Raw genomic sequence first — 16781 nt, 5'->3', positions numbered from 1 at the left:
AACCGAACACCGATGATTGTGAAAAAAATCACATACGCCGGACCGAACCAAACCTAGGCCAGACAATAGCCGGCATCGCAGTGACGTGGACAGCCGGGGGGCTCGAGCGCGCATGATCAAGTTGAAGTATTTCGCTGCTGTCCGCGCTGCGCAGAAGAGCCAGCGCCCTGTCGCCGAAATGCCGCCCTTCGATATCGACCGGCTCCGCGCCAAGGGGCTTGCGTCCCGTATCGCCGGCTTCCTTTTCAACGACCCGCGCTGGCTGCTGGCGCTGCTGCGCCGCTTCTGGCCGAACCTGGCCTTCGGCAATTTCCTGCTTGTCACCAAAGGCGTCGATGTGCGCGACATTTTGGAGCGCGGCGACGAGTTCGAGACGCCGTACGGACCGGAAATGGCGGAACTGGCCAGGGGATCGAACTTCATCCTCGGCATGCAGGACGGGGCCGCCTACCGGCAAATGAAATCGGCCGTGCTGAGCGCCTTTCCGCCGGCGGAAGTCGAAGCCGCCGTCAGGCCGATCGCCGAGCGTCATTCGCGCGACATCATGACCCGGGCCAGCCCCGGCTTCGACGCCATCGGCGGGCTGATGAAGATCGTTCCGGTACGCATCTGTCGCGACTATTTCGGCCTCGAGATCGACGATGAAACCGAATTCGCCGACTGGTCGATCGCGCTCAGCGCGCTGTTCTTTTCCGATCCGACAGCGAGCCCAACGACACGTCAACTCGCGATCGTCGGGGGCGATCGTCTGATCAAGGTCATCGACCGCTCGATTGCCGCGATCAGGGAAAGGGGAGGGAAGGACGAACGGCCGCTGGCGCGCCTCGTCGCGCTCATGGATCAAGGGCGCCTATCGCAGCCCGATATCCATTCGATCATGCTCGGCCTGATTGCCGGCTTCGTTCCGACCAATGTGCTTGCCGGCGGCAATTGCCTGGACGTCATCCTGTCGCGGTCAGACGCAAGGCAGGCTGTCGACGCAGCCATTGCAGCGGGCGATACCGGCAAGCTCGATAGGGCGATCCTGGAAGCCATGCGCTTCAAGCCGATCTGGGTCGGCCCGTGGCGCTACACCGCCCGTGACGCGGTCATCGGCCAGGGCACCCGGCGAGAGCGCCTTGTGAAGGCCGGAACGGTCGTCATGCCGGCGACCCTTTCCGCCATGTTCGATCCCGAAATCGTGCAAAGGCCAAACGAATTCGACACCTCGCGGCCTCATCGCGATTACATGGTGTTCGGCCACGGCATTCATCTATGCATCGGGGCCGAGATCGCCCGCATTCAGATCGGCGAATGCGTTCGCGCCCTGTTCAGCAAGCCCAAGCTCCGCCGCGCGCATGGCAGAGCCGGCAAGATGGTCAATGTCGGCGCCTATCCGGCCAGCCTCAAGGTCGATTTCGAGCGCTCGCCGCTTTGCCGCACAGTCGACCAGTCGATGGTCACCGTGGTTTGCCCGATCAGGCGTGCGGTGCCGCTGGATGCCGTGCGCGACAAGGTCGGCGCACTTGGCAACCCGGCGATCGACGAGGTGGGCAATGCGCTCGACAATGTCGGCACGGTCCACTTCGCCAGCCTGGCTGTCGCCGCCACCGGCAGGGACGAGAAATTGGACCTCGAGACGGGCGCGCTCGTCCTCGAAATCTCCGGCGACGGCAGCACCGACGATGTCATCGGTGCCATCACGCAGGCCATAGGCCACCGGCTGCGGCCGATCTTCAGGGCCGTATGCGGTCTGCCCGACGACGCTTCGCTGCAGGACTTACTGAAGAAGCATCACATCGAGATCTCGCCGTCCTTCGGCAGCACGGCAGGGCTGGTTTTTTCCGGAACGCCTGGCCATTCGGTGCGCCGCATCCTGGCCGAGGCAGAGCTCGCCGACAGCGTGCGCGAGATCGTCGAAAAGCCGCGCGCGGGTACTGGCAACGCCCTTGCTGTGCTCACCGAGGCGCGCCGGCATGCCCAGTCGATAGGAAAGTTCGGCTGGGCCTTCGAGCCGGCTGAGAGCCTGCTGGAGCGGCCTCCGGGCCGCTGGTGGCGAGCCTTGACGACGACGCTGCTTGCGCCGGCTGTGCTCGCCACCGTCGCGATCGTCATACTTGCCTGCTGGCGCATGACCTATGTGCTCGTGTTCGGCAATCCGCACGGTGTCACCTTCACCAACGTCGCAATTGCCAGCACCGCGCTTCTGCTGGCGGTGCTGGGGCTGCTCGCGATAGCCCTGCTGTTCATCGGCTTGTGCTTCCTCAGCCTGCGGCGCCTCGAGGACAAGGACCGGCCGCAGAACACGCCGGTCGATCTCGGCGCGCTGGACAGAATCCTCGCCAATGAGGACCACTGCGCGCAAAACCATCTCACCGCGATATCGACGATGAAGGCCGGCACCTTGCGGCGACTGGCGCTGAGGCTTTCCTTCTACCTGATCTCGATATCGGCGCAGAAAGTGTTCAAGCCGGGGTTCCTCGCCACCATAAACACCATTCACTTCGCCCGCTGGGTGCTGCTGCCGGGCACCGACAAGCTGATGTTCTTCTCCAACTATGGCGGCAGCTGGGAAAGCTATCTCGAGGACTTCATCGCCAAGGCCTCAGAGGGCCTGACCGGCGTATGGAGCAACACGGAAGGCTACCCGCGCACGCGTTGGCTCTTCCTCGACGGCGCGCGCGACGGGGACCGCTTCAAGCGCTGGGCGCGGCGTCAGCAGGTGCCGACGCTGTTCTGGTACTCTGCCTATCCGCATCTCAACACCGCGCGCATCCGTATCAACTCGAAGATCCGGCGCGGCATTGCTTCCGCCACCGGCAGCGAGGCCCGCAACTGGGTGAGCCTGTTCGGCTCGCTGCAGCGGCCGCAGGCAAGGCCGGCCGTCGGCCGTGAACCGGCGCCTTCGCCCGTGGAAGAACTGGAAGCCGGCGAGATCCAATCCATTTTCTTCGGCCCGTTCGGCGCGCTTGGCCACGCGCATATGCTGGCGATCCGGGTGCCGGAAGAACTGCCGGCCATGCAACGCAGAGCGTGGCTGGACTTCGTCATCGACAAGACCAGTTTCGGCGACGGCGTGCCGGCCGGACGCGCCATGACGGTGGCCTTCGGTCCCGACGGTTTGCGCCGTCTTGGGCTGAAGGGCGGCGTCGACGACGATCCGCTGGACACATTCCCAGCTGCCTTTCGCCACGGCATGGGCAATCCAGAGCGCAGCCGCATCCTCGACGACACCGGCCCCGATGCGCCTGACAAATGGCAGTGGGGTTCGGCCACGGCGCCGGTCGACGCAGTCGTCATCTGCTACGCCGCGGAGCCGGCGGTACTGAAGGGGGAGGTTGCGGCCGCGAAGCGAAAGACGACAGGCGCGGGGATGAAGATCGTTGCCGAATTGCCGCTTGTCGTGAACCGCGAGCCAAAGAAGGACGGTGGGACAACGCAACATGCCGGCAACGACGGCAAGCCGGAGCGCGCCCGCGCCTATGAGCATTTCGGCTTTGCCGACGGCGTCTCGCAGCCGATCGTCAGGGGTACGTCGCGCGCCAGCAAGGGTGCCGCGCCGATGCACCTGGTCGCGCCGGGCGAGTTCCTGTTCGGCTATCGCGACGAGCATGGGTTCTATCCAGCCTCGCCCTCCGTCCGGGCGGCGCAGGATCGGACCGGCATCCTGTCTCATGTGCGGCGCAACCGGCAGATCCCCGGTCAGCCCCCGCCGCCGCGCGATTTCGGCCGCAACGGCTCGTTCCTGGTCGTGCGCCAGTTCGAGCAGCATGTCGAGTTGTTCGATGACTACTGCAAGCACGCCGCCGCGCGGGCCGCGCGCGAGACCGGCGACAACGCGATCACGCCGCGCTGGGTCGCGGCCAAGATGCTCGGCCGCTGGCAGGACGGCAGTTCGCTGGTGCGCAACCCCGATGGCCGTCCGGGTCGTGGCGTCGACAACGACTTCGCGCTCGGCGCCGAGGACCCGCAGGGGCATCGCTGTCCGATCGGCTCCCATATACGCCGTTCCAATCCGCGCGACTCGCTTGGCGAGGATCGCGAGACGCAGATCAGGATCGGCAAGCGCCACCGCATCCTGCGCGTCGGCCGTACCTATGAGAAGAAGGACCGCAGCGGGAAGGTCGAGAAGGGGCTTCTCTTCATGTGCCTCAACGCCGACATCGAACGCCAATACGAGTTCATTCAGCAGACCTGGGTCTCGTCGAGCTCGTTCCAAGGCCTTGTCGGCGAAAAGGATCCGACGATCGGCGCGCGCGACGGCGGCGGCCGATTCTCGATTCCGTCCTGGGAAAAGGTGACGGTGCTCAGGGACATGCCGCAATTCGTCACCACGAAAGGCGGCGGCTACTTCTTCATGCCGAGCCGGTCCGCGCTGCGCTACCTGATTTCGCGGCTCTGATTCGGGTCACAATCGTTCAGTCGTCGTCCTGCGAAGCGGCGATGTGGTTCAGCGCGGCGGCATTTGTGATGCGCAGCCCGCCGCGTTTGATGTCGATCATGTGCCGGTTGCGCCAGTCGTTGAGCGTCTTGTTGACCGACTCGCGCGTCGCGCCGAGGAATTCGCCGAGTTCCGATTGCGAAATTGGGATCCAGCCGGCGGGGTCGGCCATGACGCCGCTGAGGAACACCAGCCGTTTCGCAAGCCGGGCCTCGATGCCGAAGAAGGCCTGGTCGCCAAGCTCGCCGCTGACCCAGCGCAGCCGCGTGCACAACAGCTCGATCATGGCGCGCGCCAGCGGTGGATTTTTTTCAATGCGATCAAAGAGTTGCGCGCGACTGAGGGAAACCAGCTCGCATGCGGTGAGGCAGATGGCGGTTGCCGTGCGCGGGCGTCCGTCGAGCGCGCCGATCTCGCCGATCAGGCTGCGCGACAGCTCGATATTGGCCACCAGCTTCTGCCCGCCCGGTGAATAGAGCGAAATCTCGACCGTGCCGCTCATTACGCCGTAGATGCGGTCGGATGCGTCCTCCTGGACGAACAGGTGCTGACCGGCGGCATAACGTTCGACCTTGCAGCCGCCGAACAGCAAATCGAACTGGCGCGGATCGATCCGCGCCAGACGCGGCAGGGTGCTCCTGTCGTCTGCGCTGGCTGTGGACATGATGCGGTTCCGCCTCTCGTTGAGCGGAAATTGTATGACAAGTGCATGCTCGATCAAGGCCTGTCTCCTTTCGTGCGATTGCGGCAACACACGATGGCCTTTGTAGATCGGGCGCCAGTCGTGCGCTGCCGGCACTCAAATTGGCCGGCAACTGTCCCCTGCAGCGGGAAACCGGAGCGCGCTGGCGGACGCGAACCGAACTACGAAACGCCGTTCGCGCGCGTGGCGGGAGGCGACCGACGCGCGCGAACAGCAAATCTGAAAATGGCTAGGTGATCGAAACTCCCTGCCGAGCTTTCAGGCCGGAGGCCGTTGGAGCCCATGCATTGAAGCAGAAGCCAGTACCACAGGTGCAATATCTGTGCGCGATGCCTCCGCGGCGTATGTGAAGGCGATCACAGAACCGTCGCCATTGTCCAGCAGCGGCTTGCCGCCGGCCTGCATGGACCAGGCCGACGACCCCGATCGAACTCAGCGCCTTCGAATGCAATGTCGGCAACAAGGGCAGCGGCCCGGCTGTCGACACCGCCCGCAGCAGGCACCACACTGCGGCAGTGCTTCAAAAGGCAATTGCGGAAAATCGAAAACCGATCTATGGAGCACGCGGCTGATTGAGGGCGGCTATCCATCCTATTTGCATAGGTTCGCTGCCCCATGCCCGATAACTTCTCGCGTGTAATCGCATTTCTTGCCGTGGTTATGGCTCTGCTGTTTGCCGGGCTGCATTTCCATCAGGGCAACATCATAGCCACGCTCTACTTCATGACCGGCGCCATTCTGGTGACGGGAGTAACGCATTTGAATGTGCGCCGAGGCCTGATCTAAGCGGCCTCCCGGACGCGAGCTGTCCCGCTGCACGAAATTGAAGAGGTTCATCGCGGCCGGATCATCCAACTTTCAGGAAGTTGGATGGTGGGCGATGCAGGGATTGAACCTGCGACCCCACCCGTGTGAAGGGTGTGCTCTCCCGCTGAGCTAATCGCCCGCTCGTTGCCCGAAGGCTGAAGCGAGCCGCGATATAAGGGAGGCGGGTGCGCGAAGTCAAGGCAATGTGCCGTCGTTATCCTGCGGATCGATTTCAGGTTCCTGCCGGCTCGATCTGAGCCGCCGCTCAGCGCGCCGCCGCGATCAGACGCTGGGCCAATTCCGGCGTCAGCGTGTCGAAATGCGAGATCACCAGCGTCGGTTCGAACTCGCGCACATGACGATCCGTATAGCCGAAATCGACCGCCACCACCGGAATACCGGCCGCCTTGGCGGTGTCGATGTCGGTCTGCGAATCGCCGACCATCAGGGCGTTGTGCGGATCGCCGCCAGCCAGTTTGATGGTTTCGGTCAGATGGCGCGGGTCGGGTTTGCGGAAGGCAAAAGTGTCCTGGCCGCAGATCGCGGCAAAGTATTTGTCGAGACCGAGCGCGCCGATCAGCGTCGCCGAATTCGCTTCATACTTGTTGGTGCAAACCGCCATCAGATAACCGGCGGCCTGGAAGTGGTCGAGAGCCGCGACCACGCCGGGATAGGGGCGGGACTTGCCTGGAATGTTGATCGTGTAGTGGTCCAGGAAAAGCTTCAGCAGCCGGTCGTGCTCTTCCGCCATCAGCGCCTTGTTTTGCGCCGCATGCGCGCGTTCGATCATCACGCGGCCGCCATGGCCGACGTAGCGCTTGAAGCCGGCTTGGTCGACCGCGGCCAGCTCCGCGGCCGCCAGGCTGTGGTTGAGGCTGTCGAGCAGATCCGGCGCAGTGTCGATGAGCGTCCCGTCGAGGTCGAACACGATGATCGGTCGGGTCATGGCCAGTCCTGAATGATTGAGGTTCCGCAGCCGATACAAGCTGGGCGGTGGTCAAGCAAGCCGCCTCCATCGGTCCACAGGCAGAGCCTTTGACGGGACAGGCAAAAATGCTAGGAGGCGCGCCAAACCATGGAAATCGGGGACAGGAGCGGCATGGACGCAAGGCAGATGAAGGTCGAGGCCGCGCGTGCGGCGCTCGCCCATGTCAGCAGCGGCATGCGGCTCGGCATCGGCACGGGCACGACCGCCGACGAGTTCGTCCGGCTGCTCGCCGAAAAGGTCGCGACCGGCCTCAGCGTCATCGGCGTGCCCACATCCGAGCGCACCGCGGCACTCTGCCGCGAGCTTGGCGTGCCGCTGTCGACGCTCGAGGAAACGCCGGAGCTCGACCTCACCATCGACGGCGCCGACGAGATCGATCCCGCGCTGACGTTGATCAAGGGTGGGGGCGGGGCGCTGCTGCGCGAGAAGATCGTCGCGGCGGCGTCGCAGCGCATGATCGTGATTGCCGACCAGTCCAAGATGGTCGAGACGCTTGGCCGTTTCCCGCTGCCGATCGAGGTCAACAAGTTCGGCCTGCGCGCCACCGAGATCGCGGTCGGCGCGGCGGCGGCAAGCCTCGGCCTTGCCGGCCCGGTGACATTGAGGATGACGGGGGAGCAGCCATTTGTTACAGACGGCGGCCACTTTATCCTCGATGCATCTTTTGGCCGCATTCCGGATACAAGAGCGCTTTCGAATGCTCTCTTCGCCATTCCAGGCGTTGTCGAGCACGGTCTATTCATCGGGCTGGCGTCAACCGCCGTCATCGCCGGCGGCGACGGCATCCAAACCGTGCATGCCGCCCGAAAACCAGGGAGTTCTATCGACCATGATGTTGCATAAACGGGTTCGCCGCCTTTCGACCATTCTGGCGGCCTCAGCGGTGCTTGCGCTGTCCTCGCCGGCGTTTTCGCAGGATATCAGCGAATCGCATCTGAAGGCCGCACGGGCCGCAGTTGCGGCTATCCACGCCACCGACCCGTTCGACAATATCCTGCCGCAGGCGGCGGCCGCGCTTGAGAACCAGCTGATCCAGAAGAATCCCGACATGCAGGAACTGATCGGCAAGACGGTCACCGAAAAGGCCATGGGCTTGGCGGCGCGCCGCGCCGACCTGGAGAAGGAGGCGGCGCTCGCCTACGCCAAGGTGTTTTCCGAAAAGGACCTCAACGATATCGCCACTTTCTACAGCTCGGAAGCCGGCAAGAAGCTGCTCGACAGCGGCCCGGCGGTCACGCGCGACCTGGTGAAGGCGGCCGACATTTGGCAGAACGGGGTCGCCCGCGACCTCGCCCAGCAGGTCGGCGAAACGCTCGCCGCCGCCGCAAAGGCCGCGGCTCCGGCCAAGCCTGCGAAGGATGCGACCGCTCCTGCCGACGGCTCCGCTCCTGCCGATAATTCGGCGCCTGCAGACGACCAGGCTCCTGCCGACAACTCGGCTCCTGCCGACAATTCGCAGAACTGATCCGTTTCAAGCGGCCGACGGCCGACTTGACCAGAAGAGCCCGGATTTCCGGGCTTTTCTTTTGCCTGCTGTCCGCCTACCTGTGACACACTTCCATTGCGCAGGAGTCCTTTCGATGGCCGGTTACGACTATGATCTCTTCGTCATCGGCGGCGGCTCCGGCGGGGTGAGGGCGGCCCGTGTGGCTGCCTCGCTCGGCAAGCGCGTCGCCATTGCCGAGGAGTATCGCTATGGCGGTACTTGCGTCATCCGCGGCTGCGTGCCGAAGAAACTTTATGTCTATGCCTCGCAATTCCCCGAACATTTCGCCGATGCCGCCGGCTATGGCTGGATGGTGCCCGAGGCAAGCTTCGACTGGCCGACGCTGGTCGCCAACAAGGACAAGGAGATCGCCAGGCTGGAGGCGATCTACAAGAGGAATGTCGAAGGTGCGGGCGGCGAGGCCTTCCACTCGCGCGCCGTGCTGGTCGATCCGCATTCCGTCTATCTCACTGCCGAAGACCGCACCGTCAGCGCCGACCAGATCCTGATCGCCACGGGCGGCCGTCCGGCTCCGCACCCGGCGCTTTCCGGCCACGAATATTGCATCTTCTCCAACGAAGCCTTCGACCTCAAGGAATTGCCGAAGGCGATCATGATCGAGGGCGGCGGCTATATCGCCGTCGAATTCGCCAACATCTTTCATGGACTGGGCGTCGACACCACGCTGGTCTACCGTGGCCAAGAAATTCTTTCGCGCTTCGATATGGACCTTCGCCGCTCGCTGCACGAGACAATGGAGAAGAAGGGGATCAGGATCCTCTGCCGTTCGATCTCGGAATGGGTGCGCAAGACCGCTGAGGGCAGACTGGACGTGCTGCTCTCCAGTGGCCAGACGCTGACCGTCGACCAGGTCATGCTGGCGATCGGCCGCATCCCGAACACGGAGAATATGGGACTCGAAGGCATCGGCGTGGAGCTCGGCAAGACCGGCGCGATCATCGTCGATGAATTTTCCCGCACCAGCATCGACAATATCTGGGCGATCGGCGACGTCACCCACCGCGTGCAACTGACGCCGGTGGCCATCCACGAAGCGATGTGTTTCATCGAGACAGCCTTCAAAGGCAATCCGACAGCGCCAGACCATGATACCATTCCGACGGCCGTGTTTTCGCAGCCCGAGATCGGCACCGTTGGCCTATCCGAGGACGAGGCGGTCAAGCGCTTCCCCGACATCGAGATCTATCGCGCGTCTTTCCGTCCCATGCGGCACACGCTGTCGGGCCGTGACGAAAAGATGCTGATGAAGCTGGTGGTCGACGGCGCGTCGCGGAAAGTGCTCGGCGCCCATATCCTGGGACCGGACGCCGGCGAGATGGCGCAGCTGCTCGGCATTCCGCTGAAGGCGGGGCTGAGCAAGGACGATTTCGACCGCACCATGGCCGTCCACCCGACAGCGGCGGAGGAGCTGGTCACCATGTACAAGCCGACCTATCGCGTGAAGAACGGCGAGCGCGTTTGAAGCCAAGCCGGGAAGGCGCCGCCGGCCATGCCGGCGGCGCGAAGTTTCTTGGCTAGAGGAGCGTGCCGCGCAGGATCACCAGAGCCACCGAGAAATAGATCACCAGCCCGGTGACATCGACCAGCGTGGCGACGAACGGTGCCGAGGCGCTTGCCGGATCGAAGCCGATGCGCTTCAGCGCGAAAGGCAGCATCGATCCCGACAGCGAGCCGAAGGTCACGATGCCGACCAGCGCCGCGCCCACCGTTGCCGCGATCAGCATCCAATGCGGGCCATAGTCGTAGAAGCCGAAATACTGCCAGAGCGCGATGCGGCAGATGCCGACTATGCCGAGGATCGAGCCGAGCACCAAACCGGTCGGCAGCTCGCGCAAGGCGACACGCCACCAGTCGCGAAGGCCGATCTCGCGCAGTGCCAGCGCGCGGATGACGAGCGAGGTCGCCTGCGAGCCGGAATTGCCGCCCGAGCTCATGATCAGCGGGATGAAGAGGGTGAGCACGATCGCCTTCTCCAACTCGCCCTCGTAGCTCTGCATGGCGTTCGCCGTGAGCATCTCGCTGAGGAACAGTGCGCATAGCCAGCCGGCCCGCTTCTGGATCATGGCGAGAAAGCCCATCTTCATATAGGGCTCGTCCAGCGCCTCCATGCCGCCGAAACGATGAACGTCTTCGGTCGTTTCCTCGACCATGGTGTCGATGATGTCGTCGATGGTGACGATGCCGAGGATCTTGCCGTGATCCACAACCGGCAGGGCGAGCAGATCGTATTTGGAGATCGTCTGCGCCAGCGTTTCGCGATCGGTCAGCGGCGTGACCGTGACCGGCATGCGATCCGGCGCCACCGACAGGATCGAGTCCTGAGGCTCGCCGGTGATCAGCCGGCGCAAGCCCGTCGCCCGCAGCAGGAGCTGCGTCTCCTTGTCGGTGATGTAAATCGCATAGACGGTCTCGCGCGTGCGCTCGACTTTGCGGATGTAGTCGAGTGTGCGGCCGACGGTCCAGTCCGAAGGCACGCTGACGAACTCGGTCGTCATGATCGAGGCGGCGCTGCCTTCGGGATAACCGAGAATCGAAAGCAGCGTCGCGCGCAGCGGTGGGGCAAGCGCGCCAAGCAGTTCCGAGCGCGCAGGCTCATCGAGCTCGCGCAGGATGTCGGCTGCGCGGTCGACCGACATGGCGGTGAGCAGCTTGCCTGCTTTCGCGCGCGGCAGGGCTGCGGCGAGGTCCGGCGCGCTTTCGAGCTCCGGCTGGTCGAAGATTTCGACCAACCGCTCGAACGGCACCGCGCAGAGCAGCTCGATGGCCGTCTCGCGAGGTTCGCGGTTGAGGGCTTCGACGACGTCGGCGACGTGGTCGTTGGCAAGAACACGGGCAACGGCGACCGCTTCGTCGTCCAATACGGATGCGAATTCATTCATGGCTCACTCCTTGCCGTCCGGCAGGACGTGAGCCGTCAGGTCACGTCAAGGCGGACGGCGGTTGCGTTCGACTGTGACTGTCGCCAGGCATGGCGGGTTTGACCTTTCTGCTCGCGGGGTAGCGCATGACTCCCCGAAAAATCGGCTCCGATTTTCGGAAAGGATCATGCGCAATTCTAAGATTCTACAGCGTCCTTTACGCGTCCGAAGGGCGCGTGGCGGTGTAGGTTTCAAATCTGCGAGCGGGCGCAACATAGGAGCGCGTTTTGCCGAGTCAATCGCGAAGAGCGCTGAAAATGAGCGAAGCATTGCCGGATCGCGAGACTGTGATCGACAGTGGCCGCTGCCGAGGCGACGGACCAGGGCTGGGCTGATTGCTATTTCTGCTTGAGCCGCCGGAAGCGCAACCATTTGTCCTCGGCCGGCCGGGGCTGCGCGAGGATCGTCGTGAGCTCGCGCGGCAGAGCGGGAGCGAGCGGCTTCTTGGTCGCGACGCCATCGGAGATCGCCACGACGCTATGATAGAATTCCTCTCCGGAAAGCGACCGCGGCGGAACGGCCTCGTGCATCACGCTGATCACGGTTACATCGGGGCAATTGACCTTGATCGCTTCGTGGAAGGCGATCTTGCCTTCGGGGTCGAGAGCGCCGGTCGCTTCGTCGAGGAAGAGCAGTCCCGGCTGCTGCAGGATGATGCGGGCTACCACCAGCTTCTGCTTCTGCCCGCCTGACAGGACCTGATCCCAGAGCTTGCCTTCGCGGCTCTCATCGGCCAGGTGGCCGATGAATTCGCCGAGTCCGGCCTTGTGCAGCGCGGCCGCCACCAGCACGTCGGTGTGATCGTTTTCCGAACCCGGCAGACAGACGAGCTGCTTCAGCGAGACCTGCTGCAGCTTGACCTCCTGGGCGGCATAGAAGCTCGTCACCCCTTCCGGGAACACGATGGTGCCGCGACCATAGGGCCACAGACCATTGATTGCCTTGATCAGCGAGGTCTTGCCGCAGCCGGACTCACCCTTGAGGAATGTCCACTCGCCGCGGCGGAAGCGCAGGTTGGCGGCGCTCAGGAAGGGCGTCGCATCCTCGCCCTGATGCGCCAGCTCCAGCTTCTGGATGGTCAGGCCGAAGACGGGATTTTGCGTGGCATAGCTGAAGTCCGAGCGGCCGGTCTGGCGATAGAACTCCTGCGGCTGCTGGACGTTCTCGATGGCGCTGGCGAGCTCGGTCACACGCTGGCTGTTGGCTCTAAGCGTGGCGATCGCGGGCATGACATGGATGAACCACGAACACTGGCTGATCAGCTGCGCGACCATTTCGGAGCCGGTTATGTAGCCCTTGAGATCGAAGCCGTTGTGAATGAAGGGCACGAGACCGGGTCCATAGGAAACGATGCGGGCGCCGATGAAATTGTAGATCAGCTCGAACGACATGTAGCTGGTGTTGACGACGTTCAGCCGCCCCCAGGTCTTGTCGATGTCGACATAGAGCTTGTCGTGCATCGTCTTCTGCACATCCTCGCCGTGTGAGGCGGCGACGTGGAAGCTGCGGCGCAGGAAGGTCGTCAATTCGCTGCGATAGCTGCCCTCGGCCTGTTGCATGCGGATGTTGAGACGTTCGAGCAGGCCGCCGAGCTTCACCGCAATCCAGGTGTTGAGCGGCACGTAGGTCGCGACCGCCAGGAAGGCGAGCACGGCGCTGCCATAGCTGCCGAGGAACTCCAGCCCTTTGACCTCCACCGAGGCCCCGATCAAATTCTCGCCGACGAAATAAAGCGAGGTCGCCACACCCAGCACGCCCATGGCGAGGCCGATGGCGCCGCCCGTCATGTCCTTGATCGATTCCTGGATGCGCTGGTCCATGTTGTCGGGAGCGACGATACCGCCTGCAACCGAGCCATGCTGGGCATGGAAATGGGTATGGTTGCCGTCGAGCAGCGCCCGGTTGAATTGGCTGTTCAGCCAGCCCCGCCATTTGCGATGCAAGGTTGCGGAAACGAGATTGCGCACTCCGGTGAAGCCGGCGTCCTTGAGCACGACCAACAGCACCAATATGCCGGCATTGGTCAGAAGCGTCTGGAGCGGATTGATATTGGCGGCGTCGTGGAAGAAGGCGATCGAATTCACCAGCTCGCCCGATGCCACGGCAAACCACACGCCGGCCTTGCTGGAGAGCGCTGTCAGCAGCGCGATGACGAGGGTGAGGGTCCAGGCTTCCTTCCACCGGTCGGAGAACCAGTAGGCTCGCATCAGCCCCCAGAATGTGCGCATCGACGATACCGGCGTCAGAGGCGAGGGCCTTGCCGCCTCGCTGGATGTTTGCTCCGGTATTGTACGTCGCGGTCTACCGACCCGAATCACGATCCCGCCCGAACCTTTCCTGTTTTGTTACACATGGTAACACCAATTGATCATTTTCCATTAATTTTCTTCCTCCGAATGGGAACAGGGTTACCGGCCGTGGCATGAAGGCAACAGAAAAGCTTTGCCGGCTGATATCTATCGGAGGGGAATTCGTATTTTGTTTCAGCCGTTTGGGAACAGAGTTTCGGCTGGAAAGGACTTTCCCTAGGGGAAGCCAAAAACACGGTTTTGTGAAGGGATATTCAGCCCGATGCTCGGCTGGTCCACGGGTTGAGGGGCTCGAAAAGTCCCTTCAGGAGACCTGGGCTACCTCGAATCAACCGCCGTAGACCGCGGGAATCTCTCTCAGCAGTCATCACGGGCTTCCGCGTCGGCTAGGCGGAGGGGTGATGCGAACTTGGTCTAGTCTAGCCCGCCGTTTCGAGCTCACCGCGCGCCTTGGCCGCAGCGACCTGGCGGATTGCATCGGCCAGCGTGTCGGCATCCTGCGCGCCCATCACGGCATATTTGGCTTCGAGCAGGAAACAGGGCACGCCGGTGATGCCCATGCGCGAGGCGGTGGCGATTTCGTTGCGCACCGCCTCGACATCGGCATCCGTCGGCAGCAGCGTCTGGACCACGGAGCCGTCCATGCCGGCTTCGCGGGCGGCTTCGGTTAGGACGGCATGGTCGCCGAGATTGGCGCCTTCCTCGAAATTCAGCTGGAAGAGGCGTCGCACCAGCCGGTTCTGCATGTCCTCGCCGGCAGGCCCCGCCCAACGGATAACGCGGTGAGCGTCCAGCGTGTTGGGAGCGACCTTGATGGCGCCGAAGGCGAAATGGATCCCTTCCGCCTCGCCGAGCGGCTCAATGCGCGCATGGATCTGCTGGATGCGTTCCTCGCTGCCGAATTTGCCCAGCATGTATTCGCGGCGATCCATGCCACCTTGCGGAATGGTCGGATCGAGCTGGAACGGCCGCCAGCGCACGTGCACGTCGATATCGCCGGCAGCGGCGATCGCCCTGTCCAGCCGCTTCTGGCCGATGAAGCACCAGGGACAGACGACATCCGACACCACATCGATGGTGATCGAGTTCTCCGCGCTCATGCTCGTCTCCTTGCTTGGTCCGTGTCAGGCGGGGGATCGCGTCAGTTGGGCTTTCGCCACCATGTCGGCAGCTGATAGCCGAATATGGGCGTCTTTTGCGGATGTTCCAGGTAGCTCCAGTAAGCCAGCCACTGCTGCGTGTTGTATTGCATGGGCACCATGTAGTTGCCCGATATCAGCAGCCGATCGAGAACGCGCACCGCGGCGACATAGTCTTCCTTCGTGCGGGCATTCAGCATCGCGTTGATCGCCGCGTCGACCGCGGGATCGGCGACGCCGGCCAGGTTGAATGAACCCTCCTGCTTGGCGGCGACGGATCCCCAGCGTCCCACCTGCTCGCTGCCGGGCGAGAGCGAATTGTTGAAACCGCTTGTGCCGATCAGTACCTCGAAGTCGAAGCGCTGCTTGCGCGACTGGATTTGATCGCCGTCGAGGCCGCGGATGGTTACATCGATGCCGATCTTCTCCAGCGTGCGCTGATAGAGAGCGGCAAGCCGCTCCTCGTCCTGCGATGACGTCATGATCTGGAAGCCGAAGGGATTGCCTTCAGGGTCGAGCATCCGGCCGTCCTCTACGTGATAGCCAGCGCTTTTCAGGAGCTCGAAAGCCGCTCGCAGCACCTTGCGGTCCTGGCCGGAGCCGTCGGTGACCGGCGGCCGCCAGGTGCCGTCCATCACCTCGGCAGGGACGCGGCCGGGGTAGGGGGCAAGCAGCGCCTTCTCCCGGTCGTCGGCGGGATGGCCGAGCGCGGACAGCTCGGAGTTCTGCCAGAAGCTCATGGTGCGATTGAACTTGCCGGCGAACAGGTTTTTGTTGGCCCATTCGAAGTCGTAGAGCATGCCGAGGGCGCGCCGCACGACCGGATTGGAAAACTTCGGCAGCCTGGTGTTGAACAGGAAGCCCGTCACCACGGGCGGAATACCGGTGTCGAAATATTCCTGCTTCACATCACCCTTGCGAAAGGCCGGGAAGTCGATATCGCGGTCGCGCTTGACCGGATCGGTCTCGTCGTCGAGGGCGCAGATGCCTTTCTTGAACGCTTCCGTCTTGGCGTTGGCGTTGAGGAAATACTCGATGGTGATCTGGTCGAAATTGTCGAAGCCGCGCTTAGATGGGATGTCCTTGCCCCAATAATTGGGATTGCGCTTGAACACGATGCGCTGCCCAGGCTGCACCTTGTCCACGGTATAGGGGCCGCTGCCGATCAGCGGCTTCAGCGTGGTCCTGTCGAAAGTCTCCTTGTCGAAGGCGTGCTTGGGGATGATCGGCGTCAGCGCGACGATCAGCGGAAATTCGCGATTGGCCTTTTCGTTGAAGGTGAACTTCACGCTGTGGTCGCCGGTCTTCTCCAGCCTGGCAATCATGCTCATGCGATCGCTGTAAGGCGGGCGGCCCTTGTCCTTGAAGACATCGTAGGTGAACAGCACGTCCTCCGGCGTCACAGGCTGGCCGTCCGACCATTTGGCCTTGGGATCGAGGTGGAACTCGATGCTCTTGCGACCCGAGTCCATGTCGGCGCTGTCGGCGAGCAGGCCGTAGAGGCTGAAGGGCTCGTTGTAGTTGCGCTGCATCAACGGCTCGAAGACCAGGTTGCCGTAGACCGTGTCGATCATGCCGCGCGCGGTGGTGCGCAGGCTCTTCAGGATGAAGGGGTTGAGATTGTCGAAACTGCCGACGACGCAATAGGTGACGCTGCCGCCCTTCGGCGCATCGGGATTGACGTAGTCGAAATGCGTATAGTCCGCAGGCAGCGCCGGCTCGCCCTGCATGGCGATGCCGTGCTTCGGTTCCGACAAAGCCGGAAGCAGCGAGAGGGCCAGAAACGAGGTCGCGGCGATCAGCCGAACGAGAACGCGGTCCATGACCGTCTCCTTGCCGGGCAGCTTGGTGATTCGACATGCACCCTAGAGCATTTCGCTCCCCGATTGAATCGGCGCACGCCGGTCGCTTGGTTCAGTCAGCGCATCGCCGATGGAGGTTCGTCCAGGGCAGGAGAAGCGGCAAGAAAACGCGGAAACCGGGCTGGATT

The 16781-nt window shown here is 63.2% G+C and carries 11 protein-coding genes and 1 tRNA gene; 5 read left to right on the top strand and 7 right to left on the bottom strand.

What is annotated here, in order from left to right; translation table 11 throughout:
* Nucleotides 1-112 precede the first annotated feature (112 nt).
* On the top strand, nucleotides 113-4381 hold the full coding sequence (locus tag P9230_RS26860) for a cytochrome P450 (protein ID WP_278121201.1): 4269 nt from the start codon (nucleotides 113-115) through the stop codon (nucleotides 4379-4381).
* Between the two features lie 16 nt (nucleotides 4382-4397).
* On the opposite strand, the gene P9230_RS26855 is transcribed toward P9230_RS26860, so the two are convergent.
* Nucleotides 4398-5084 (bottom strand): Crp/Fnr family transcriptional regulator, encoded by a 687-nt coding sequence (locus P9230_RS26855; protein WP_095830188.1) that lies wholly within the window; start codon nucleotides 5082-5084, stop codon nucleotides 4398-4400.
* 654 nt (nucleotides 5085-5738) lie between these two features.
* Here P9230_RS26855 and P9230_RS26850 point away from each other — a divergent pair.
* Nucleotides 5739-5909 (top strand): hypothetical protein, encoded by a 171-nt coding sequence (locus P9230_RS26850; protein WP_164746760.1) that lies wholly within the window; start codon nucleotides 5739-5741, stop codon nucleotides 5907-5909.
* Nucleotides 5910-5994: 85 nt separating this feature from the next.
* On the opposite strand, the gene P9230_RS26845 is transcribed toward P9230_RS26850, so the two are convergent.
* Both P9230_RS26845 and P9230_RS26840 read right to left on the bottom strand, forming a co-directional pair.
* Nucleotides 5995-6069: transfer RNA gene (locus P9230_RS26845), tRNA-Val, on the bottom strand.
* 126 nt (nucleotides 6070-6195) lie between these two features.
* On the bottom strand, nucleotides 6196-6876 hold the full coding sequence (locus tag P9230_RS26840) for a phosphoglycolate phosphatase (protein WP_066989841.1): 681 nt from the start codon (nucleotides 6874-6876) through the stop codon (nucleotides 6196-6198).
* A gap of 153 nt (nucleotides 6877-7029) precedes the next feature.
* Here P9230_RS26840 and rpiA point away from each other — a divergent pair, with 153 nt between their 5' ends.
* The 3 genes from rpiA to gor all read left to right on the top strand — a co-directional run bounded on the left by rpiA (nucleotide 7030) and on the right by gor (nucleotide 9887).
* Complete coding sequence (gene rpiA, locus P9230_RS26835; protein ID WP_066989839.1) at nucleotides 7030-7761, top strand: ribose-5-phosphate isomerase RpiA; 732 nt, start codon at nucleotides 7030-7032, stop codon at nucleotides 7759-7761.
* The gene (locus P9230_RS26830; protein WP_095830088.1) at nucleotides 7748-8383 is read left to right on the top strand and encodes a DUF2059 domain-containing protein; all 636 of its coding nucleotides are present in this window, start codon (nucleotides 7748-7750) and stop codon (nucleotides 8381-8383) included. Before rpiA ends, P9230_RS26830 begins: the two co-directional genes overlap by 14 nt.
* 115 nt (nucleotides 8384-8498) lie before the next feature.
* A complete protein-coding gene (gor, locus tag P9230_RS26825; RefSeq protein ID WP_127325116.1) occupies nucleotides 8499-9887 on the top strand; it encodes a glutathione-disulfide reductase in 1389 nt (462 codons plus the stop codon).
* 52 nt (nucleotides 9888-9939) lie between these two features.
* On the opposite strand, the gene mgtE is transcribed toward gor, so the two are convergent.
* From mgtE to P9230_RS26805, 4 genes are all read right to left on the bottom strand, one after another.
* Complete coding sequence (gene mgtE / locus P9230_RS26820; RefSeq protein ID WP_278121196.1) at nucleotides 9940-11304, bottom strand: magnesium transporter; 1365 nt, start codon at nucleotides 11302-11304, stop codon at nucleotides 9940-9942.
* Nucleotides 11305-11681: 377 nt separating this feature from the next.
* Nucleotides 11682-13571, bottom strand: coding sequence for an ABC transporter ATP-binding protein/permease (locus P9230_RS26815; RefSeq protein ID WP_278121194.1), 1890 nt, complete (start codon nucleotides 13569-13571; stop codon nucleotides 11682-11684).
* 500 nt (nucleotides 13572-14071) lie between these two features.
* Nucleotides 14072-14752 (bottom strand): DsbA family protein, encoded by a 681-nt coding sequence (locus P9230_RS26810; RefSeq protein ID WP_278121192.1) that lies wholly within the window; start codon nucleotides 14750-14752, stop codon nucleotides 14072-14074.
* 41 nt (nucleotides 14753-14793) lie between these two features.
* Nucleotides 14794-16614, bottom strand: a complete 1821-nt coding sequence (locus P9230_RS26805) for an extracellular solute-binding protein (RefSeq protein ID WP_278121190.1) — start codon at nucleotides 16612-16614, stop codon at nucleotides 14794-14796.
* Nucleotides 16615-16781 lie beyond the last annotated feature (167 nt).

It is taken from the genome of Mesorhizobium sp. WSM4887 (assembly GCF_029625865.1).
In the GTDB taxonomy this organism is placed as follows: Bacteria; Pseudomonadota; Alphaproteobacteria; order Rhizobiales; family Rhizobiaceae; genus Mesorhizobium.
The sequence above is the reverse complement of the archived record's forward strand: the minus strand, read 5'-3'. Positions and strand labels throughout refer to the sequence as shown.